The sequence below is a fragment of the Thermococcus sp. 21S9 genome, from assembly GCF_012027635.1.
Lineage (GTDB): Archaea > Methanobacteriota_B > Thermococci > Thermococcales > Thermococcaceae > Thermococcus.
On record NZ_SNUS01000001.1, the window covers coordinates 1,424,913 to 1,445,005 of the forward strand.

General features: G+C 53.7%; 20 protein-coding genes. 12 read left to right on the forward strand and 8 right to left on the reverse strand.

Annotated elements, in window-relative coordinates:
* Window positions 1-7 precede the first annotated feature (7 nt).
* The 7 genes from E3E28_RS08060 (at window position 8) to E3E28_RS08090 (ending at window position 7,488) form a co-directional block, all read left to right on the forward strand.
* A complete protein-coding gene (locus E3E28_RS08060) occupies window positions 8-886 on the forward strand; it encodes a lysylphosphatidylglycerol synthase transmembrane domain-containing protein (RefSeq protein ID WP_167914671.1) in 879 nt (292 codons plus the stop codon).
* Entirely contained in the window at window positions 862-2,007 is a 1,146-nt protein-coding gene (locus E3E28_RS08065) for a glycosyltransferase family 4 protein (RefSeq protein WP_167914672.1), read from the forward strand. Before E3E28_RS08060 ends, E3E28_RS08065 begins: the two co-directional genes overlap by 25 nt.
* Window positions 2,000-2,722 (forward strand): polysaccharide deacetylase family protein, encoded by a 723-nt coding sequence (locus tag E3E28_RS08070; RefSeq protein ID WP_167914673.1) that lies wholly within the window; start codon window positions 2,000-2,002, stop codon window positions 2,720-2,722. The genes E3E28_RS08065 and E3E28_RS08070 overlap by 8 nt, the downstream gene beginning before the upstream one ends.
* A gap of 24 nt (window positions 2,723-2,746) precedes the next feature.
* A complete protein-coding gene (amrS, locus tag E3E28_RS08075; protein ID WP_167915342.1) occupies window positions 2,747-3,796 on the forward strand; it encodes an AmmeMemoRadiSam system radical SAM enzyme in 1,050 nt (349 codons plus the stop codon).
* 2 nt (window positions 3,797-3,798) lie between these two features.
* On the forward strand, window positions 3,799-4,593 hold the full coding sequence (locus tag E3E28_RS08080) for a hypothetical protein (RefSeq protein WP_167915343.1): 795 nt from the start codon (window positions 3,799-3,801) through the stop codon (window positions 4,591-4,593).
* Between the two features lie 193 nt (window positions 4,594-4,786).
* Complete coding sequence (locus E3E28_RS08085) at window positions 4,787-6,655, forward strand: S-layer protein (protein WP_167914674.1); 1,869 nt, start codon at window positions 4,787-4,789, stop codon at window positions 6,653-6,655.
* A gap of 53 nt (window positions 6,656-6,708) precedes the next feature.
* Window positions 6,709-7,488: a hypothetical protein gene (locus E3E28_RS08090; RefSeq protein ID WP_167914675.1), complete on the forward strand. Its 780-nt coding sequence runs from the start codon at window positions 6,709-6,711 to the stop codon at window positions 7,486-7,488.
* Here the strand turns inward: E3E28_RS08090 and E3E28_RS08095 are convergent.
* Window positions 7,478-9,223, reverse strand: coding sequence for a radical SAM protein (locus tag E3E28_RS08095; protein WP_167914676.1), 1,746 nt, complete (start codon window positions 9,221-9,223; stop codon window positions 7,478-7,480). The genes E3E28_RS08090 and E3E28_RS08095 overlap by 11 nt on opposite strands.
* Window positions 9,224-9,282: 59 nt before the next feature.
* Here E3E28_RS08095 and E3E28_RS08100 point away from each other — a divergent pair, with 59 nt between their 5' ends.
* The gene (locus E3E28_RS08100) at window positions 9,283-9,810 is read left to right on the forward strand and encodes a rubrerythrin (protein WP_167914677.1); all 528 of its coding nucleotides are present in this window, start codon (window positions 9,283-9,285) and stop codon (window positions 9,808-9,810) included.
* Here the strand turns inward: E3E28_RS08100 and rsmA are convergent.
* The 6 genes from rsmA to E3E28_RS08130 form a co-directional block, all read right to left on the reverse strand.
* Entirely contained in the window at window positions 9,788-10,621 is an 834-nt protein-coding gene (gene rsmA, locus E3E28_RS08105; protein ID WP_167914678.1) for a 16S rRNA (adenine(1518)-N(6)/adenine(1519)-N(6))-dimethyltransferase RsmA, read from the reverse strand. The genes E3E28_RS08100 and rsmA overlap by 23 nt on opposite strands.
* Window positions 10,618-11,238: a DUF655 domain-containing protein gene (locus E3E28_RS08110; protein WP_167914679.1), complete on the reverse strand. Its 621-nt coding sequence runs from the start codon at window positions 11,236-11,238 to the stop codon at window positions 10,618-10,620. Before E3E28_RS08110 ends, rsmA begins: the two co-directional genes overlap by 4 nt.
* A gap of 70 nt (window positions 11,239-11,308) precedes the next feature.
* Window positions 11,309-11,677: an RNA polymerase Rpb4 family protein gene (locus tag E3E28_RS08115; protein ID WP_167915344.1), complete on the reverse strand. Its 369-nt coding sequence runs from the start codon at window positions 11,675-11,677 to the stop codon at window positions 11,309-11,311.
* A 2-nt stretch (window positions 11,678-11,679) separates the two neighbouring features.
* A complete protein-coding gene (locus tag E3E28_RS08120) occupies window positions 11,680-11,976 on the reverse strand; it encodes a 50S ribosomal protein L21e (RefSeq protein ID WP_167914680.1) in 297 nt (98 codons plus the stop codon).
* A gap of 179 nt (window positions 11,977-12,155) precedes the next feature.
* Window positions 12,156-13,673: a CGP-CTERM sorting domain-containing protein gene (locus E3E28_RS08125; RefSeq protein WP_240921736.1), complete on the reverse strand. Its 1,518-nt coding sequence runs from the start codon at window positions 13,671-13,673 to the stop codon at window positions 12,156-12,158.
* A gap of 60 nt (window positions 13,674-13,733) precedes the next feature.
* Window positions 13,734-14,894, reverse strand: coding sequence for a tRNA pseudouridine(54/55) synthase Pus10 (locus E3E28_RS08130; RefSeq protein WP_167914682.1), 1,161 nt, complete (start codon window positions 14,892-14,894; stop codon window positions 13,734-13,736).
* A 44-nt stretch (window positions 14,895-14,938) separates the two neighbouring features.
* On the opposite strand from E3E28_RS08130, the gene E3E28_RS08135 reads away from it, so the two are divergent.
* Window positions 14,939-15,232 (forward strand): transcriptional regulator, encoded by a 294-nt coding sequence (locus tag E3E28_RS08135; RefSeq protein WP_167914683.1) that lies wholly within the window; start codon window positions 14,939-14,941, stop codon window positions 15,230-15,232.
* On the opposite strand, the gene E3E28_RS08140 is transcribed toward E3E28_RS08135, so the two are convergent.
* The gene (locus E3E28_RS08140; protein ID WP_167914684.1) at window positions 15,233-16,204 is read right to left on the reverse strand and encodes a glycosyltransferase family 4 protein; all 972 of its coding nucleotides are present in this window, start codon (window positions 16,202-16,204) and stop codon (window positions 15,233-15,235) included.
* A gap of 84 nt (window positions 16,205-16,288) precedes the next feature.
* Between E3E28_RS08140 and gatD the strand changes: the two genes are divergently transcribed.
* The 3 genes from gatD to E3E28_RS11295 are packed head-to-tail and all read left to right on the forward strand — an operon-like array spanning window position 16,289 to window position 20,040.
* Window positions 16,289-17,608 carry a Glu-tRNA(Gln) amidotransferase subunit GatD gene (gene gatD, locus E3E28_RS08145; RefSeq protein ID WP_167915345.1) on the forward strand — a complete coding sequence of 440 codons (1,320 nt, stop codon included), beginning with the start codon at window positions 16,289-16,291 and terminating at the stop codon, window positions 17,606-17,608.
* A 5-nt stretch (window positions 17,609-17,613) separates the two neighbouring features.
* Window positions 17,614-19,506, forward strand: a complete 1,893-nt coding sequence (gene gatE, locus E3E28_RS08150) for a Glu-tRNA(Gln) amidotransferase subunit GatE (protein ID WP_167915346.1) — start codon at window positions 17,614-17,616, stop codon at window positions 19,504-19,506.
* 30 nt (window positions 19,507-19,536) lie between these two features.
* Window positions 19,537-20,040, forward strand: a complete 504-nt coding sequence (locus E3E28_RS11295) for a hypothetical protein (RefSeq protein WP_167914685.1) — start codon at window positions 19,537-19,539, stop codon at window positions 20,038-20,040.
* The last annotated feature ends 53 nt before the right edge of the window (window positions 20,041-20,093 follow it).

The window sequence follows — 20,093 nt, forward strand, 5'->3', positions numbered from 1 at the left end:
ATTCCGTATGTTCAGTAGTATTAAAATGGAAGTGCTGACTGGAATCCAGCAGGTCAAGTGCGCGAGCCTGCGCTATTTTCTACTCGCGATAGCGACGTACTACGTCAGTGTTTTTCTGTTCGCGATTCGTTGGAAGTACGTGCTCAAAGGGACCGGTGTGGACGTTCCCCTCCTTGAACTTTTCAAGGCAAACCTGGCGGGTCTCTTCATGAACAACATAACTCCCATGAGCAGGGGCGGAGGCGAGCTTCTCAGGATGGTGTGGGTCTCAAAGCTCCAGGGGGTTCCCATGGGAGTATCTGCGGTTACAATAGTCTACGAGAGAATCCTTGAGTCGATACCGGTTATGGTTATGGTGGGTATAGGATTCCTGTACTTCACGACGTCAGAGGCCCTCGTGTTGATTCCCCTCCTGGTGGGCCTTGTGTTAATCTGGTTCCGGTGGGAGAGGTTTATTGAGCTAACCCTGCGCCTTTTCCGGGTTGACCTCTCTGAGAAAGACATGGAGAGAATAATCGCCCTCCGCAGATGTAGCAATGCCAACGTGGTGGGAATAGGGGCCAGTTCCCTCGTGTGGATTCTTGATGTCATGAGGCTCAAGCTAATCACACTGGCGTTTGGCCTAAGTGTGTCAGTCCCGGTTCTCGTCTTCGTGTCGGTGGTTAACCTCATACTTGGCATCGCCGCTTTCACTCCTGGCGGTATTGGTGTCGTTGAGGGTGGCCTGGTTGGAACCCTCACCTATGTTGGCCTTCCCCCCACACTGGCGGTCTCCGTCGTAGTTCTCGAAAGGTTTATCTCCTATGTGTTGGGTAGCCTATCAGGACTGATGGTGCTCCTCACATCCGGGGGAAGGGAAGTATGGAGAGCCTTAAAATCGCGCTAGTGAGCGACTGGTACTACCCAAAGCTCGGTGGCGTCGCGGTTCACATGCACGACCTCGCGCTCTACCTGCGGGGACTTGGACACGAGGTCGCTATAATCACGAACGACCGCGAGACGGGCAAGGAGGCCGAGCTGAAGAGGGAGGGGATAGATTTAATCAAGGTTCCCGGGTACACCCTCGGGAGCGTCGGCATAAACATGAGCGTATTCTCCCACAACGCGACGAGTATGATTCCTTACATAAAGGATTACGAGGTCGTTCACGGGCAACACGCCTTCACTCCCCTGGCGCTTAAAGCCGTCTCCGCAGGGAGAAAGGTGGGGAAAGCAACCCTAATCACGACGCACAGCATTAACTACGAGAACTCCTCCGCAATACGCGCCCTTGCCAGGATGACCTTCCCCTATTTCAGGTACTACCTCCGCAACCCCCACAGGGTAATCGCCGTAAGCAAGGCATCAAGGGAGTTCATAAAACTTTTCACCCGGGTTCCCGTCGAGGTAATCCAGAACGGGGTTAACGTCGAGTTCTTTGACGTCCCCCTCTCAAAGGAGGAAGCCAAGGAGAAGCTGGGCCTTGGGGAGAGGGTTATCCTCTACGTGGGTAGACTTGAACCGAGAAAGGGTGTTAGCACGCTCATCAACGCAATGAGGCACGTGGATGGAACCCTCCTGATAGCAGGTCAGGGGAGCATGCTTCCCCTCCTAAGGGAGAGGGCAAAGCTCCTCGGGGTTGCTGACAGGGTCAGGTTTCTCGGCATGGTCGAGTACTCGAAGCTCCCCTTACTGTACCGCGCGAGCGACGTCTTCGTCCTTCCGAGCCTGAGCGAGGCCTTTGGAATAGTCCTGCTTGAGGCAATGGCCAGCGGGACGCCCGTCATCGGAACGAGGGTCGGCGGAATCCCCGAGATAATCGACGGCTGTGGTCTGCTCGTCCCGCCCGGGAACGCCCGGGAGCTCGCCAACGCAATAAACCTCGTTCTTGGCAACCAGAGCGTTGAGAGACGCCTCGGCCGTCTCGGGAAGAGGAGGGTCGAGAGGGTCTACGACTGGAACGTCGTCGTGAGGAGGATAGTGGCGCTCTACCGGGAGGTTCTCGATGAGGTGGCGGAGAATGGCTAAGGTGGTGATTCTGACCTTCGACGTTGAACACGACTGTCCCCCCTTTGCGGAAACCAGAATGGGCATGGAAGAGGGTCTTCCTCGCGTCATGGACCTCCTTGAGGAGTTTGAAATTCGGGGAACGTTCCTATTCACCGGCAGAATCGCGGAGGAATTCCCGGAGCTGGCGGGGCGCGCTGGAAAAAAGCATGAACTCGGCTGTCACGGTCTTGAACACGAACGCTTCGACAGGCTTTCCTTTGAGGAGGCGAAGCGCAGGCTTGAAGAGGCTAAAGAGATTCTCTCCCGCTTTTCCGAGCCAGTTTCTTTCCGCGCCCCCAACTTCCAGTTTCCAGATAGCTACTACCGCATCCTGGCCGAGCTCGGCTTTAGGGTTGACTCGACCAAGGCTCGCCACAAGGGCTGGCGCAAAGGAGTTACCGAAATCAACGGCGTTCTCGAAGTTCCCGCCACGACGACCTCTATAGTTACTCGCCTCCCGTGGGGGATACAGGAGAGGTTTCACCGGAAGTTTGAGAGTCCAATCGTGTATATCTTCCATCCCTGGGAGTTCGTGAGGATGCCCAAGCGCTTGAGGCCCGACTGCTGGTTCGGGACCGGAGAAGGTGCCCTTGAAAAGCTCAGGAAGTTGATTGAGTTCCACCTCGATAACGATGCGAGATTTTTAACGCTCCGGGAGTTCTACGAGGGATACCAAAAGCTTAAACGTGGGTGAACGGACTTCTTCTGGGTGAGAGCCATGAAGGAGGCCCTTTACTGGGAGCCCTTGGAGGAAGGTAAGGTTCGCTGTAAGCTCTGTCCCCTCAACTGCATCATAAACGAGGGCAAGCGGGGTTCCTGTAAGATTAGGAAGAACATCGGCGGAAAACTCTACACGCTCAACTACGGCAAGGTTTCGGCAATCGGAGCCGACCCTGTTGAGAAGAAACCGCTCTTCCACTTCTGGCCCGGCTCGTGCGCACTCTCGATAAGCTCTGTCGGCTGTAACATGCACTGCAAGCACTGTCAGAACTGGGAGATAAGCCAGGCCGATGAGAGTTTCCCCTATCTCCACGACATGACGCCCGAGATGGTCGTTGCAATAGCGAAGCGCTACGGCTGTGAGAGCATAGCCTACACCTACAACGAGCCCGTAATCTGGTACGAGTTCGTCCTCGACACTGCTAAACTTGCGAAGAAGGAAGGAATTTACAACCTCCTCATCACCAACGGCTACATCAACGAGGAGCCGTTTAGAGAGCTCGCGCCCTACATAGATGCGATGAACATCGACATCAAAGCCTTCAGCGACGAGTTCTACATGAAGATAGCCGGAGTTCCGAGCGGTGAGCCGAGCAGGAGGACGACAGTTATAGCGAAGAAAGAGTTTGGAATCCACGTCGAGCTGACCTACCTCATAATCCCGACGCTCAACGATAGGGAGGAAGAGATACGGGCATTCGCCCGCTGGGTTGTCAACGAACTCGGCGACGACACGCCGGTGCACTTCTCGCGCTTCTTCCCACACTACAAGCTCCTCCACCTTCCGCCGACACCGCTCGAGACGATAGAGATGGCCTACCGCGTAGCTAAAGAAGAGGGTTTAAAGTTCGTCTACATCGGCAACGTGCCGGGTCATCCGGGTGAGCACACCTACTGCCCCAAGTGTGGAAAGCCTTTAATAGTCCGCTATGGCTTTGAGATTACCGAGTACAATATCACCGAGGACGGAAGGTGTAAGTACTGCGGTGAGAGAATCCCGATAGTTGGCACCTATAAGAAAAGGCGCTATCCGGGGATGTGGTGGTGAAAATGGATAAGATTGAGGCGATTTTCTACATCGAAGGCCTTTCCAACGACAAGAAAGCTTTGGAAAGCGCTGTAGAGAATATTGTGAAAGAGCTGAAAAACGAAAAACTCGTTGAAGTTCTTGACGTTAACCCTGCCGAGATAATCGAGGATGAGGGAGTTTTGAAATACTCAACCGTCATAGAGGCAAGGGTCCGAGGGAATTTTGAGAATATGGTGAACGCAGTTCTCAAGTACGGCCCCGCGTTGGTGGAGGTGCTCGCCCCAGGTAGGCTTGAGCTGGACTCAAAGGACCTCATGAAGATTCTTGGGGACGTTTCCCTTATAATGGGCAAGCTGATGAACAAATTCGGTAGTCTCGCAGCTTATCCGGACCTTAGCGAGGTTCCGGAACCAAGGGTGGGCTACTCGAGGGAGGAAATTGAATCCCTCATCCTGGATGACAGGCACATAAGATATCGCCTTGTGATAGAGGTTTCCGGCAAAGACAGAGTTTCCGTTGAGGAAACCATGAAAAAGGCCCTGTCGCTGGAGGGATGTTTGATAAACGTCATGGCACTTGAGGGCTCGGAGGAAGACGGGGAGTTCAAGGGACTCCTTGCGGTTGAACTCCTGTCAAACTTTGAGACCCTGTTCCAGCTGGTCGGCAAGTACGCTCCCATCGCCATCTCAATACTTGAGCCTGAGATTATAGACGTTACCGCAGGGGAGCTTCAGAACACACTCACTGACCTTGGTGGTTTCGTCAACGAGCTCACGGGCAGGCCGGTCAAGAAGGCTCTGATGTCGAACCAATGATATTATCGGCAAAAGGCGAATTTGCCATAGGCATTTAGTTAAGCTTTCTTTTATCATTTACGGCAATCGGCGAGCTTTTTTTGGCCAGTGAAAGGGTCTGAAAGCGAAAAGTATATATACCCTTTGGGCTCCAAATGACAGTGACAACACTTAGATGGGGCTTTAGCCCAACAACTTAAGGAGGTGTTGTGAAATGAAGGTGAAGAAGATCGCGGCACTTGCTGTTGGTGCCGCAATGATTGGCGCCACCATCGGCTTCGCCAGCGCCACTACCGATGTTCAGAAGATACCGAAGAGCTTCTTCGTCAACTCTGACGGTACCCCGAACGTTAAAATCGTGGTTGGAAGCAACGCTGCTGCTATGGACGTTGCGAGCGCCGCTGACATAGCTGTCGCCCTTGGAAGCCTGCTCTACACCACCAAGCAGGTTGAGGCTCAGAACGCTTACGTTAAGATTAAGGAGGTCATCCCGCCGGCCACCGAGGCCATGTGGACCATTTACGCTTACAACTACACCACCATAACCGAGGACCACGGTGTTACCAACATAACCGAGTGGGCTACCAGCTACGACCAGCTTCCGGGTGACTACTGGTACAACGGTGCCGCTTTCACCGCCAACTACACCGAGTGGGAGAGCAACTTCAACGTTCCGGTCACCCTCACCGGCAAGGACAAGGCTGGTGACTACAGCGTTGACTGGCACGTCACCATCGCCAACCCCGAGCTCAAGAGCATTGACCCCGCTGAGTGGAACATGACCGCTCCGCCGAAGAAGGCCGACCTCGTTGTCGAGCCGGGCAAGCTCAACATCCTCGTTGACTACGTCCTCTACAACTACAGCGTTACCACCACCGAGACCACCTACGAGGGCGAGCCCGAGTGGGGTGTCAAGGAGGTCACCACCACTACCACCAACTACTACATCGGCGACGCTGAGGAGGTTGCCGCCAACGGCGGTACCATCGTCCAGGAGGTCTTCCCGGGCGTCAGCGCCGGTATGGACTTCACCGTCTTCGGTAAGGAGTACCACGTCCTCGAGGTCGGCAACGGCACCTTCACCGCCGGTATGATACCCTCCGACAACCCGATGTGGTACGAGATTGGCCAGAGCAAGACCATTCCGGGAACCAACTGGGTCGTCACCGTCCTTGACATCAACCTCCAGGAGACCAGGGCCCTTGTCATAGTCAAGGATGCCGCCACCGGCGCCCAGACCGGCCAGGTCATCCTCGACAAGGACGCTCCGAAGTACTTCGTCGAGGAGAACGGCCAGGTCTACGCCTACGACAGCCTCGCTGACGCCGGCTACAAGGCTGACCTCGTGCTCACCCTCGAGGACACCTTCGTCGGTATCGACAACCACATCATCGCGAGCATCTCCGCTGAGTACGACATCGAGACCCTTGGTCCGGTCTTCCACCCGGCCGACGGCTGGAACGCTACCATCAGCACCGCCCTCAAGGACGGCGTCTGGTACATCACCAACATAACCCTTGTCAACGACAAGACCCTCGAGGGCAACCCGATTGACGTCTTCGGCGTCTACGACCTTGCCTACAAGTACGTCGAGAAGGCCTACGACAAGTACTACAACCCGGCCATCGACGACTTCGTCTACGCTCCTGAGGGAGAGCACTACATAGTCGCCTACGCCTACATCTGCCTCAAGGAGAAGGAGGGCCAGGTCATCGAGAAGGAGCTCAAGGTTGGCGACACCATACCTGACACCGACTACACCGTCGAGGGCATCTACGCCGACAACATCGTCATCAAGCCCGTCACCGAGCCGATTGTCTACATGGACTACGAGATTAACGTTAGCGACCCCGGAAGCAACCTCATCCTCGTTGGTGGCCCGGTTGCCAACAGCGTCACCAAGTACCTCGTCGAGCACAACATCAGCAAGGTTGACTGGTACAACAGCCCCGGTGACGTTGAGTACCTCCAGAAGGCCCTTGGTGGCTACGACGTCGTCATCGTCGCCGGTGCCACCAGGAACGAGACCAGGGTCGCCGCTGAGAAGCTCATGAAGTACATCGCCGAGCTCGCGAAGGAGTGAACTCCTTCCCCTCTTTTATCTTCGCTTCTTATTCCCTCTGGGAGGTCTTCTGAATGAGCAAAAAGGCGATTGCTTTAATCATCGCCCTGCTCGTTGTTCTGGCACCATTGTCATACCTTGCCTATGGCTACTCGCAGTTTTCCAAAGTTCTCAACCCCGGGAAACCAAAGGGTGAGTCCAACTACGTGGTGCTGTACTCCGGAGGTCAGTTCTACGTGTTTACCCCCCAGCAGTATCAGAACCTCCACGGCTCTCTTCCACCGGGCTCGAAGACCTTCAATATAACCCTTAAGAGCTACATAACGGGTAGCCCAGAAGTCGACCTGAACCTTACCCTGAGGAGCTTCTACGACCGGTTTGTCATAGTGCTTGGTAATCCCAGCGTCAAGGAGTGTAAGACCAATCCCGAGCTGTACCCCGGAAGCTGTCAGTTCAGAACCGCGGCGGTTACTGAGATTTCAGCGTTGGTCTCGAGCATATTTTCAATGAACTACTACCTCAAGGCCAGAGAGAAAGGCTATGACAATAACAGTGCAAAGGAGTACGCGTACGAGCAGACCCAGCTGAGGCACGATGTTGCCTACCTCAGCTTCTGGACGAAGTTTGAAATCGGCAGGGGTGCGCTTGGAAACGAAAAGGTCCTAACGGTTCTTCTAATCGGACCCGCTGAAGGCGCGAAATGCAACTGCGTCTATGCTCCCCGCAAGGGACTTCTCGTGATTGAGGGCAAGACCGACGAAACCCTCCGTGCGGAGATAGTCCTAATCGAAAACATCATAGGGTTCCAGTGGCCCGAGGGCAAAAATCCCCAGATAGTCTCGGCTACAGGCTGATTTTTCCCTCAAGGATTTCCCTTTTATCTTCCCCGATAATCCTGAAGAACTCATCCTCATCCCTAAAGGGCCTCTTCGCGAGAATTCTGGTTGCGGTCTTCTTTCCGATTCCAGGAATAAGCTGTAGGACTTTCGGACTCTCACGGTTAACGTTTACCGGGACAGGAATTCCTGTTATGCTCCTGAAGCCGTGGTCCACTATGAGGACGTCGTAAAAGCGATTTAATGGAACCTCCTTTGGAATCCCAACTATAAGTGGATAGCTCCCTATCTGCCTCCCGTAGGTCAGGCCGTTGTCAAAGACTTCCGCCCGAACGTCCCTTAGCACCGTTCCAACGGGAACAATCCTCTTGAGCATCGGCAGGTCAATCTCGTGCCTTATCTTGTGCCGGTAGTGCTGAATTAGCCGTTTGTGCTTTTCAGTCCTGACCTTGTTCCGCATATGCCACAGGGGCGTTCCCGGGAAGACGACGACCTGCCTTATGTTTATCCTCCTCACCATGAGGCCATCGTCGAGGAGCCTCTTGAGGAACTGGAAGGTTATCTCGTAGCTCTTCTTCGTCTCGCCCGGCAGGCCGAAGATGATGTTTATCCCCGGCAGGAGCCAGGGCATTCCGTTGTAGCCCCTTTTAGCTCCAACTTCGTTGAGAATCTTCACGGCTTCGTATGTCTCCTCCGCCGTTGCGTTCAGGTTGTTCAGCTTGGCAACCCTTGGGTCGGCACTCTCAAGGCCAAAAGCCACGACGTTGCCCGGCGTCCCGTACTTTATGAGTGCCTTCGCAATCCTAACGCTCTCCTCCGGGTAGTTGGCTATGACTGCTGGATTCGCGTTGTCCACGTGGAGCGTTTTAACGTCCGGGGCGACCGCGCGGATTCCGGCGAAGAGCCTCTCTATTGCATCGGGATTGGGAACCGGAACGCGTCCGTTCGGCCTCGCCATGTAAGAGAATATACAGCTCTGCCTTCCAACCCTAAAGTGCCTTACGCCGAGGTTGTAAAGGGCTTCCACTTCGGCGACAACGTCCTCGATTGGCCTATCCTCAACGGTTTTATAGCGAACTGGCTCGGTGCAGAAGGAACAGCCCCCTATGCCCATCGCCTTCGGACAGCCACGCTGGGTTTCAATCTCCACGATGACAAAGTCGGGGTAATCGGGAAACTGCTTCACGACCTCTGCCCCAATAATCGCATAATCGCGTAATTCGTTATAATCCCTGAACCTGAGGGGGTCGGCATCCTTCGGGTTGGTTAGGTAGTCAAAGAGAAAAGCCTCAAGGTCGCCGTAGACGATGTGGTCAAAAACGCCCTCAGCAAGTTGAAGCTCCCGGCTCGTGATTTTAACGCCTCCCATCGAGGCCGAACCCATGAATGCCGGTCCTCCGAGGATTTTGGTCGCCTTTACGTCCCTTATGAAGCGCGCCACTTCCTCAACACTTCCAGGAACGGCGGAGAGGTATTTCCCGGGGGTGTGCAGACCACCGATGTAGACCACCAAATCGGCCTTCTCCAGAATCTCCTTGGTCTTTGGAAAGTTGGGAGTCTTGTTCCTCGTCTCTATACCTCGCTCGCCGAGGAAGGTTGCTCGCAGGTCATCAATCGTCAGGTAAAACACCTGAGCGTCCTTTCGGGCCTTCTTTATCGCTCCGTAGGCGTATCTGGGGTAGATTCCAAGGTATGGTGGAACGCCAAGACCCGCCGGCTCATCGGTGTAGCCGTCTATCAGCACTATCCGCATGTCCGGCCGTACGCGATGGGTTTTAAAAACCAATCGGCCTACAAGTATGGGGATATTCAATGGAAGGGGGAGCAGTTCCCGACTGGGCTGACGAAGTTCTAAGGGAATTGGCCAGGCTTGGCCCGAAGGAGGTTTTGTCCCACCTCATTGCTCAGGAGCTCAAGAGGGCCGAGCTCTACTACGAGCTTTATGAGATGAGCGGTGAAGTAACGTGGGACCAGAGGGTTCCGAGACTCTTTAAGCGCCTCTACGAAAACTCCCTCAGGCGGGCTGAGGAGTACGTTAAGCTCTTCCGTGAGCTCTTTCCTGAGGAGTCCCCGGAACCACCTAAGATTGATGCTCCAGGTCCGAGGATTCTAAAGGATAGGCTCTGGAAGCTTGTTTACTCTGGCAACGTCGGCGAAATCATAGAATACCTGATTCAGCTTGAAGACCTTTCAGAGAGAATTCTCACGAGGCTTGAACACTCTCTTAGCGGGAATGAAGAGGTCAAGCACGTCATCAACAGTGTAAGAGCCATTGAAAACACGAACTGGGAACTTCTGAGGGAGCTCTACCGCGAGCTCACTGGCGAGGAGCCCCTATAACCCCCTCTGTCCTCAGGCGCTCTTCAATCTCCTTAACTTCGGCAGGATTAAGCTGAAAGACTCTTTTATCGGAATGTGGGACGGAGTTCAGCAGGTTCCGTATTTCCTTGAGCTTTCTCTTATCAATCCCGAGCATGTGGGCCGACTTCTTGAGGGCCGAAGCGACCGTGCTTCTCCTGTGCTGGAAAAGGGCTTTGACGAGGTTCTCGTCGAGCTCTATCCGCTCGTCCCTCAGTCTTGGCTCGATTACGACGACGGCCGAATCAACCTTCGGTCTCGGCCAGAAGGCGCCTTTGCCAATCCTCTCGACGAGCTCAACGTTGGCCTTCGCCTGAACCATCAGCGAGAGGCGCGAGTAGTTCTTATCCCCAGGTTTCGCCACCATCCTCTCGGCGAACTCAAGCTGATAAATCAAAACCGCCCGGTCGAACTCATGCTTTAGGAGCTTGAATGTCACCGGCGAGGAAATCTGATATGGCAGATTGGAGACCATCTTGTTGAATTCAGGCCACTCGACCTTAACTGCGTCCCCCTCGATGAGCTCAACGTTGGGCCAAGAGTATTCACTCCTCAGAATCTCTATTATCCGCCTGTCCTTCTCGATGGCGTAGACCTTTCCCGCCCTCCTGGCGAGCTCCTTCGTGAGAACGCCCAGACCAGGCCCTATTTCGAGAACGACATCGCGTTCGCTCAGCTCGGCCCTCTCAACGTTTCTCTCAATGATATCGGGCACTATTAGAAAGTTCTGACCGAGGTCGCGGTTGGGTCTGAGGTTGTACTTGTAAATAAGGGAGAAGAGCTCGTCCCTCATCCCCTGAAAATCCTCCTGTGGCCGACAAAGAGCTTGTAGCGGTCCTTGTCCTGGAGCTCATCAACGATTCTTTTGGCTATCATCTTGACCGGGTCCGGGAGGCCCTTAACACGCTTCCTCAGGTCCTCGAAGCTCTTGAAGGGTTCCCTCTGCCTCTCTTCGATGATTTCCCACATGTGCTTCTTTCCTATGCCCGGTAGGAGCTCAAGGCTGTGGAGCCTATTGGTTATCGGAGGGGCAACGTTGAAGAACTGGACGAAGCGTTCTTCATTGTTCTTGACGATTTCCTCGACGACGTAGGGAAGCTCGGCCTTGGCCGTGTCGGTCAGGTCGTTGTAGGTTATCTTTTTGTTGATGAGGAGGATTTTATCGCGGTTCCCCTTGCCGATGAAAACCCTCTCGTAGAGCATGAGGTCCTCCTTGGGAGTAACCTCAAGCAGGGTGAAGGCCTTCTCACCGAGCACCTGAGCAACTGGCTTCCCGCTTCGCCTGCCGGTTGAGATATCGAGGTAACCCTCGGGAAGGTAGTCGAGCACGTAAGCGTACTCCTCATATTCAAGGTTTCGCCTCTTCTTCTCGAGGCTTTCACGGTAAGAATGTCTCCTGTACCTGTCCATCCTCTCTCCCCCAGAACTTATTTTGGCCCGAAGTTTTTATACTTTCCTCCGCGTTAAGAAAAGGAGAAAATCAATCGAGGGGCCGGTATTCGTCAACGAGCTTGACTATCTTCTCGGCCTCCTCCGGTGAGGGCATGTAGTCCTCCTTCGCGAAGATGACCCTGATATCAAGGTAGTCCTCGGGGAGGATGTCAGTTATCTTCGAGGCAATCCTCTCATCAATCCAGTCAAAGAGCTCCATGAGCTTCTCCTTGAGCTCCCTCGCTTTCTCGGGGCTGAGCTTGGCGAACTTCTCGGCATGCTCAAGGCTAACCCTTGCCTCGTAGAACATCGGCTCCTCGGGGTTTTCCTCCATGCCCTCTTCTTTCCTGCGCTCGAGGAGCTCCTTGGTCTCAGCTATCGTTAGGTAGTGCTCCCCGAGCTTTTTACGGCCTATCATGCTCATCCCTTCTGTGGTCTGAGGTGAACCGGGTGTATGAAGAAGGTCTTAACCTTGCCCCCGTCCCTTATCTGGACGATGTAGGCGTCGCCACGCTTGCCGACGACGGTTCCGGTCCTTCCGTGGAACCTCGGGTCGGGCATACCCTTGTGGTAGCTCGGCTCGATGACTATGTGAACCTTCTGCCCGACCTCAAACTCCTGAAGGAACCTGGTGAGCGGGGGAAGGCCCCTCTTTCTCGGCTTCTTGCTGAGCTTCCCTCTGGTCTTCCTCCTAAAGCTGTGCGCCTTCTGAACCATTTTCACCACCTCTCAACTTTTACGGGCCCCAACGGCCAAACTCGGATTTACGACACGGGATTTTTCAAGGGGGAACGCTTTTCGCTCCGTTTAGACTTAGGACTAACCCCCTGGGAATCACTAAAACCTACAAGGGCCCCTTTATAAATCTTTCACTCGAAAGGTGGAAAAAGGAAAAGTCACTTACGCCTCCTCAGTGCAACGAGGAGCGTAAGGAGGAGAATAATCCCTGGCCCGCAGATGCTTCTCTTGGGTGAGCCCTCTGTGGTGACTACTCTGACCGGGACTTCTTTTGTCTTCTCGACGGTTACCAGTTCATCCACTGCCTTCACGCCGAGTTCTTCCCACGTAGCCCTCGGTCCAAGAGTTAGTTCAACGTTCACTGGCATTACGTTGACCCTGAAGCCGTACGTTCCAATGACGGAGCCCTCTGGTTTTGATTGCAGGTTGGACAGTATTGCAAAGCCCTGGAAGTGCAGTGTTGCCCCAGAGGCCGTTGTTCTCCTCCAGAGGGCTATAAAGGAATTCCCGCTTGCGCTCACCCCCTCTGGTTCGCCAAAGTCTCCAAGGGGTACAATCTCTTTCACGTCTTTCCCTTCTGTAACTGCTACAAAGCTACTCTCTACTATTCCCATCGTGTCGGTCTTGATGACCGCGTAGGTGGTGTTAAGTCCCCCGTCACAGGTCAGCTTGAACGCCTTGACCACAGTCGGCTGGAAAAGGAGGTAGTTCTCTGAAACGGTCAGCGCCGGTGCCGGTTCTGTTGAAAATGCACTCGTGCTCAGGATAGTGGTGTTTTCACTTTTTTCAGTGCAGGTTTTCTCAGGAATCATGGTGTACAGCTTGGCCCATATGGTGGAGTTCCCGACGATTGCCCCAAGAACCGTCCCGTTCGAGGAACCTCCGAGAAAGTAGACTGTATCCCCCAGCGAGAGCGCCGATTTTATGAAGAACCCATTGAGAGAACTCGTGACCCTCCACGCCCCGATGGGATTGCCCTCTTTATCGAGCCTTAGGTAGTACCAGTTCCTCTCATCGTGCAGTATCAGGTAGTATCCGTCTCTAACCTTTCCAATCGCCGTGCTGTAAAGTTCCCCGGGGCCATGAGGTATCCTGTACTCTCCGGCCCAGAGGGGTTTCCCGTTTCCGTCGAGTGCCAGGACGACTGGAACCGTAACCTGTTTTTCTCCCCTGAAACTGTCAACGTGGGTCGCGATGAGTATCTGGTTTCCCGCTTGGACAATGTCGTCAACAGTCATTATCCAGCCTGGACTCACGTTGAGCAGGTAATCCTTGGACCACAGGAGCCTTCCATCTTCCCCGAGTTTAATCACCCAGACGTCCGTGTGGTTTCCCTCGTCGCTCTGTCCTATGAGAAGGATTGAGCCGTTGGCGGTTGCCTTGATAATTCTCGGTGAGGGATGCAATGGGGCACCTTTTACGTTCTCGCCCCACTTAAGCGAGCCGTTGGGGTAGAAGTCCCCTACCCAGGCCCCCGGAACCACTGGCGTTCCATTGGGGGTCATGTTGAACGGGACAACGACGATAAAGCCTCCGGCCCCATCGTTCCCTACACCTGCTATCACCTCTGGATACGTTGCCATACCTTCTGGCGGTGCAAGTATGACAGTAGAACTGCTGACGAGGCCAATCGTGAGCAATGCAACAAACACCGCTGGGAGAAGCCTCCATGACATCTCTGCCACCAAATCCAACTTTGCAGAGGAAATATAAAAAGATTTCCGAGGGAAACGTTTCTACTCGTCCAGGATGTTCAGCACGTCGAGCCTCTCGCACCAAGCCTTCTTCCCAAGCAAATCGCTAACGCTCGGCTTAGTTCTCCCCTTGTCGCCCGAAACCAGCTCCTTGATGTAGAGCCCGCCATCGGTGACGAGACGAAGCTCGAAGTGGTTCTCGTCAACCCACCTTGCCTCGGCCTCGTGAACCTTTTTCACCCTCACCTTGTCGGCCCTCGCCTTCCTGACGCGCCAGGGTGTTCTCTGATGTATCTCAAGGCCCCTAAGTTTCCTCGCAACTTCCTCGGCTTCCTCCGGCGTTACGCCCTCCTCGACAAGGACGAGCGCGAGGTATTCTTTCCTGTGGTTCTTAGTTAGGACTTCCTCTGCTTCCTTAGCCGAGACGAAGCGAAGATTGAGAACCTCCACCTTTCCGCTCTCGTTTATCTCTTCCGCTATTTTCTCCAGATCGACTTTCCTTCTCTTTGGGCTCTTTATCTCGACGATGAAGGGCCTTCCGTTGCCGAGGGTTCTAACATCAACGTCCTCTCTCCCCGCGCCTTTGAAGACGCATTTGCCCCCAAAGGCCTTTGAAAACACTCGGCAGATTATCGAGGCAACACTGTCTTCGAAATCAGGCAGGGGCGTCTGGGGAATCCCGCGCACGAGCTTTCTATAACGCCCGTAAACGTAAACCGGGTTGATTTGAAGCTCAACCTTACCAGAGAACGGCTCGACTATGAAAACGACATCGGGGTTCTTCGAGGTTTCCTTTCCCGTTGCCCTCCCGAAGGCCTTGCCGAGCTCGCGGTTGAACTCACGGTTTATCGGCTCGACTGTGTCAATCTCGAACTCCCCCCAAAGGGCCTTTTCCTTCTCTCTGATTTCCGCAGGGAAGCGGGAACCGACGAGAAACGTCTCGAACTCAATCCCTTCGCTGGCTTTCTTCAGGACCTCCACGAGGTCGGGAATTCTCTCGAAGACGTTGTGGCAGAGCTCACACTTCTCGGGCTCAGCTATCGGTTCTAAGCCCTTCGCTGAGCGCTCCATGTTGAGGACGAACCTTATCGCCCTTCCACGCTCCTCGTTCGTCCCCTTACCGAGCTTTGCAAAGAGCCTGCCGAGGCAGTGGTCGCAGAGTTTGTGCTCCTCAAGAACCCTTTCGGCCTTCTCGACTATCATCGTCTCACCCTAAAGCTTTTTATTTCTCCGCCCAAGTTCCTCCGATGGCCACTCGAAAGGAACGGATAATAAGCCTTTTGGAGGGGCGGGACTATTCCGTGAGCGAGTTAGCCCAGGTTCTCGGAATCCGGGGCAGGGGAAGCAAAAAGCTCATTCTGGAGGACCTTAAGGCAATTCAGAAAATCCTAAGGCGTGAGAGGAAGGTTCTGCTCGTCAAACCCGCCGAGTGCAGGAAGTGCGGTTTCGTTTTCAGGCCCGAAATCAACATTCCCTCCCGCTGTCCGCGCTGTAAGAGCGAGTGGATTGAGGAGCCGAGGTTTAAAATCTCGATTAAGTAGCTATTGGCTGGTCATTATTTTGTATACATTCTTAAACCAATTCTTCATCAGCTTTTCGTGCTCCGGGTTTATTCTTGGAACTTTGTCGTAATGTTTAACGTAATATTTTAACTTTTCGACAAAATCCTCTTTATTTTTGTACAAATACTCTTTAGGTAGCAATTCAGGGAAGCTACAACAATCCGGAGCTAATACAACTGAATTATTCATTATCGCCTCGACTACTTGATATCCATAAGTTTCCTCTCTGCTCATCATCAATACAACTTTTGCTTTGCTGAGCCCCCTATAATACTCTTCCCAGCTTTTGAAAAATGTCAATCTTGCCTTTAATCCCAAAGTTAAAACAGTATTCCAGAGCGTCTTGTTAAACTTCTGCTTCGTGAGTCTTCCCGCGTATAGCACGTCATACTCCTTCTTTTCACGGTATGTCTTGAACGGAGGTTTTGGCAAACCAACCACCCTTATTTTGTTTGCGAGATATTGTACTCCATATCTTCTAGATGATATTAATTTTGTCTTGTGATAATGAGAACTAACAAACACTCCATCTAACATTTTCATTATCCCCACTTCTTGCATAAACTTGCCCTTCCGTACTGGTGCGAAGTAGTCGTATCTGTTCAAGCTTGTTGCGTGGCAGAATCCAAACTTCTTCCCTTTTCTTTTGAGGTATATGACCTGGGGCACCAAACCTGCAAAACTTATATCAGCAAAAAACACATAGTCCGTATCCCGTATATCCTGTTTTGTGAACTTCTTCAACTGCTCTGCTTCAAATTCAATGGTTTCATCAATCGGGCTAAACAGTTCTTGGGGAGCTTCTTTAATTCTCACTGCATCAGGAGCTATAACGATAACCTCATCAAAATATTTTTGAAATCCTTTGGGCAAGTACCAGTACCACCATTCCTGGTACCTCATCTTTGCAGGATACTGTGGGACAAAATACAGCCTCTCCACTTCAGACATTTCCCCAACCCGCAGGTATTTAGGCAAAAGCCCTTATAAGCCGAGCCCCTATTCTCATCGGTTGAAGTGAACGAGGCGATGCTTATGAGGAAGGTTGAGGAGTTCATGAAGAGACATGGACTTGAGGTAGGCGACCTCGTGAGGGTCGTCAAAAGGGAAGGGGACGAGAGAATTACCTTTGAGGGCCTCGTGATGCCACCGTACGAGCTTTCGCCGGGCGAAACGCTGACGATAAAGCTCGACAACGGCTACAACGTCGGCGTTCTCATCGATGCGATTGAAAGCATTGAAATCATTGAGAAGGCCGTCGAGAAGCCGAAGATGGAGTTCAAGGAAGTTCTTCCGCGGAAGGAGGGCCTCCCGAACGTCAGGATTCTCGGAACCGGTGGAACGATAGCGAGCAGGATTGACTACAAGACCGGAGCGGTTCACCCGGCTTTTACTGCCGAGGAGCTTGCGAAGGCCGTTCCAGAGATATTCGAGATGGCCAACGTTACGCCCGAGCTCATAATGAACATCCTCAGCGAGGACATGAAGCCGGCCTACTGGGCGAAGATAGCGGAGGAGGTTGCAAAGGCCCTCAACGGCGGTGAGGACGGCGTTGTCATAGCGCACGGAACTGATACAATGGCCTACACCGCATCGGCCCTGAGCTTCATGCTGAGGAACCTGACAAAGCCCGTCGTCCTTGTTGGCGCGCAGAGGAGCTCCGACAGGCCCAGCAGTGATTCTGCTATGAACCTCACCTGTGCCGTTAAGATGGCGACGAGCGACGTTGCCGAGGTCATGGTGGTGATGCACGGCGAGACGAGCGACACCTACTGTTTAGCCCACCGCGGAACGAAGGTCAGGAAGATGCACACCAGCAGGCGCGATGCTTTCAGGAGTATAAACGACGTCCCGATAGCAAGGATATGGCCCAAGGGTGAGATAGAGTTCCTCAGGGACGATTACAGAAAGAGAAGCGAGGGAGAAGTCATAGCCGACACCAGGATGGAGGAGAAGGTCGCAATCCTAAAAATCTACCCCGGAATCAGCGGTGAGCTCCTCGACTTCCTCGTTGATAAGGGCTACAGGGGTGTTGTGATAGAGGGAACGGGCCTCGGCCACGTTCCGCAGGACTTCATCCCCCACGTCCAGCGCGCGGTTGAGGAGGGCGTGGCAGTTTGCGTCACGAGTCAGTGCCTCTACGGCAGGGTGAACCTCAACGTCTACTCCAACGGCAGGAAGCTCCTCAAGGCTGGAGCGATACCCTGCGAGGACATGTTGCCAGAGACGGCCTACGTCAAGCTCATGTGGGTCCTCGGCCACACCAAAGACCCAAGCGAGGTAAGGAAGATGATGCTGACGAACTACGCCGGTGAGATTACGCCCTACACGAGGTTCGACACATTCTTGAGGTGATGAAGATGACCGAGAAGTTCGATTACAAAGAGCTCGGCCTCAAGGTCGGCCTTGAGATTCACAGACAGCTCGATACCAAAAAGCTGTTCTCGCCCGTTCCGAGCGAGCTGACCGAGAAGGTGGACTTCACCTTTGAAAGACGCCTCAGGCCCACGATGAGTGAGCTCGGCGAAATCGACCCCGCGGCACTTGAGGAGTTCAAGAAGGGGAGGAAGTACATCTACGAGGGCAACTACGAGCTGAGCGACCTCGTTTACATGGACGAGGAACCGCCAAGGGGACCGGATAGGGAAGCCCTTGAGGTTACCCTCCAGATTGCCTATCTGCTGAACGCCAAGCCCGTTGACGAGGTTCACTTTATGCGTAAAATCGTCATTGATGGCTCGAACGTCTCCGGCTTCCAGAGGACGGCGATAATAGCGCTCGACGGAAGGGTTGGCACGCCCTGGGGAAGCGTTGGAATCCCAACGATATGCCTTGAGGAAGACGCCTGCAGAATCGTCGAGAGGAAGGAGAAGGAGGTAATCTACCGCCTCGACCGCCTCGGCATTCCGCTCGTTGAGATAAGCACGACCCCGGACATACACCACCCGGAGCAGGCTAAGGTGGTCGCTAAATACATCGGTGACGCCCTGAGAGCCACCCGGAAGGTCAAGCGCGGTCTCGGAACGATAAGGCAGGACCTCAACGTCTCGATTAAAGGTGGCGCCCGTGTCGAGATTAAGGGAGTGCAGGAGCTCGACATGATTCCGCTCATCATCGAGCGGGAAGTTGAGAGACAGCTCAACCTGCTCAAAATCCGCGATGAACTCCGCGAGAGGGGCGTTAAGCCTGAAGACATCAAGGAGGAGTTCTACGACGTTACCGATGTCTTTGAGAACACCGGGTCAAAGATAATCGCCCGGACGATAAAGAAGGGCGGGAAGGTTTTGGCAGTCAAACTGCCAAAGTTCAGGGGTTTAATCGGCAGGGAAATCCAGCCCGGCAGGAGGCTCGGCACGGAGATGGCCGACAGGGCCAAGAAGTACGTGAAGGGCATATTCCACATCGATGAATTGCCGAATTATGGAATTACTGAAAAAGAGGTTAATGCGGTTATTGAAAAACTCGGCCTCGGAGCGCTCGACGCCTTCGTGCTGGTCGCGGCGGACAAGGAGACCGCAAAGAAGGCCCTCCGCGAGGTGATTAAGCGCGCGAGGGAAGCCATAGAGGGCGTCCCCGAGGAAACGAGGAGGGCCTTGCCTGACGGGAACACTCAATACATGCGCCCGCTCCCAGGAAAGGCGAGGATGTATCCTGAAACAGACATACCATCGATTTTCATTCCGCCGGAGGAGAAGGAGAGGATTAAGGCAAACCTGCCCGAGCTCCCGCAGGAGAGGGTCGAGCGCTACGTGAAGGAGTACAGGATTGACAAAAGTCTTGCCGAGACCCTCGTAAACGACGAGCGCGACGAGCTCTTCGAGGAGCTCGTGGAGAAGGGGGTCAAGCCGTCTTTAGCGGCTTCAATCCTCGTGGTCGTCCTCAAGGGCCTCAAGAAGGAGGTTCCGATTGAGAACATCACGGACGAGCACATCAGGGAAGCCTTCGAGCTCTACCTCAACGGTAAGATTGCCAAGGAGGCCTTTGAGGAGATATTCAAGGAGCTTGCGAAGAACCCGGAGAAGACCGCCGAGCAGGTGGCTGAGGAGAAGGGTCTGACGCTCCTAAGCGAAGAAGAGGTCGAGAAAATCATTGATGAGGTAATTCAGGCCAACATCGAAGTCATTAAGGCCAAGGGAATGGGAGCGATGGGCATGATAATGGGAAGGACAATGGCAAAGCTCCGCGGAAGGGCCGACGGCAAGCTCGTGAGCACCTTGGTGAGAAAGAAGATTCAAGAACTGAGCGGGAGCTAACTTTTTAAGTCCCTTTTCTTACTTTTCTCGATGGTTAAGGCGAAGTTCGTTGTCTACTATTACGAGCTTGAAGACGATGCCGGGCTGAGAAGGACCCTCAAGGGTTACCTCACGCTTTTCTCTCCTGACTTAACAACGCTAACGGACGCGCTCCTTCAGGTTTCGTATTCGAGCCCGAAGATAACGGTTGTAAAAACGCCGAAGGCCATCTACATCGCTCCGGGAGAGTATGAAATTGAAGGGAAGGCCTACGAGTTCCTCGTTTCAAGCGAAAACGGCCTCAGAAAAGTCGCCGAGGAAATCCTCGGTGTGAAGAGGCTCAAGCTCGACACCGTTGTGAACATCGTTCAGGGCGCTCTCTGGGCGCTGGTCCTTTTGCTCGGCTACCTTGGCTACAAAAACGACGTTCTCCGGGAGGTCTCTTCCTACATGTTTTTCCTCCTCGCGCTTTCGTGGGCGATAGAAAACTTCAGGAGGGGCTACAAAAAGCGGAAGCGGGTCAGAGCATCGGCTCCTCATCACGCCTCAGAGTGAGGGAAAAGCGCTCATCATCCCCTTTTTCCGTTTTCCCTCTGCCCTTTTAAAGC

What these genes read in the sequence shown, in the direction of transcription:
- E3E28_RS08135 (WP_167914683.1), top strand. Translation starts at nt 14,939, where the DNA reads ATGGCCACTCGAAAGGAACGGATAATAAGCCTTTTGGAGGGGCGGGAC.
- E3E28_RS08085 (WP_167914674.1), top strand. Translation starts at nt 4,787, where the DNA reads ATGAAGGTGAAGAAGATCGCGGCACTTGCTGTTGGTGCCGCAATGATT.
- E3E28_RS08140 (WP_167914684.1), bottom strand. Translation starts at nt 16,204, where the DNA reads ATGTCTGAAGTGGAGAGGCTGTATTTTGTCCCACAGTATCCTGCAAAG.
- E3E28_RS08095 (WP_167914676.1), bottom strand. Translation starts at nt 9,223, where the DNA reads ATGCGGATAGTGCTGATAGACGGCTACACCGATGAGCCGGCGGGTCTT.
- E3E28_RS08115 (WP_167915344.1), bottom strand. Translation starts at nt 11,677, where the DNA reads ATGATAGGCCGTAAAAAGCTCGGGGAGCACTACCTAACGATAGCTGAG.
- E3E28_RS08060 (WP_167914671.1), top strand. Translation starts at nt 8, where the DNA reads ATGTTCAGTAGTATTAAAATGGAAGTGCTGACTGGAATCCAGCAGGTC.
- E3E28_RS08065 (WP_167914672.1), top strand. Translation starts at nt 862, where the DNA reads ATGGAGAGCCTTAAAATCGCGCTAGTGAGCGACTGGTACTACCCAAAG.
- E3E28_RS08120 (WP_167914680.1), bottom strand. Translation starts at nt 11,976, where the DNA reads ATGGTTCAGAAGGCGCACAGCTTTAGGAGGAAGACCAGAGGGAAGCTC.
- gatE (WP_167915346.1), top strand. Translation starts at nt 17,614, where the DNA reads ATGACCGAGAAGTTCGATTACAAAGAGCTCGGCCTCAAGGTCGGCCTT.
- E3E28_RS08100 (WP_167914677.1), top strand. Translation starts at nt 9,283, where the DNA reads ATGGAAGGGGGAGCAGTTCCCGACTGGGCTGACGAAGTTCTAAGGGAA.
- E3E28_RS08090 (WP_167914675.1), top strand. Translation starts at nt 6,709, where the DNA reads ATGAGCAAAAAGGCGATTGCTTTAATCATCGCCCTGCTCGTTGTTCTG.
- E3E28_RS08070 (WP_167914673.1), top strand. Translation starts at nt 2,000, where the DNA reads ATGGCTAAGGTGGTGATTCTGACCTTCGACGTTGAACACGACTGTCCC.
- E3E28_RS08110 (WP_167914679.1), bottom strand. Translation starts at nt 11,238, where the DNA reads ATGGACAGGTACAGGAGACATTCTTACCGTGAAAGCCTCGAGAAGAAG.
- E3E28_RS08080 (WP_167915343.1), top strand. Translation starts at nt 3,799, where the DNA reads ATGGATAAGATTGAGGCGATTTTCTACATCGAAGGCCTTTCCAACGAC.
- E3E28_RS08130 (WP_167914682.1), bottom strand. Translation starts at nt 14,894, where the DNA reads ATGATAGTCGAGAAGGCCGAAAGGGTTCTTGAGGAGCACAAACTCTGC.
- rsmA (WP_167914678.1), bottom strand. Translation starts at nt 10,621, where the DNA reads ATGAGGGACGAGCTCTTCTCCCTTATTTACAAGTACAACCTCAGACCC.
- gatD (WP_167915345.1), top strand. Translation starts at nt 16,289, where the DNA reads ATGAGGAAGGTTGAGGAGTTCATGAAGAGACATGGACTTGAGGTAGGC.
- E3E28_RS08125 (WP_240921736.1), bottom strand. Translation starts at nt 13,673, where the DNA reads ATGTCATGGAGGCTTCTCCCAGCGGTGTTTGTTGCATTGCTCACGATT.
- E3E28_RS11295 (WP_167914685.1), top strand. Translation starts at nt 19,537, where the DNA reads ATGGTTAAGGCGAAGTTCGTTGTCTACTATTACGAGCTTGAAGACGAT.
- amrS (WP_167915342.1), top strand. Translation starts at nt 2,747, where the DNA reads ATGAAGGAGGCCCTTTACTGGGAGCCCTTGGAGGAAGGTAAGGTTCGC.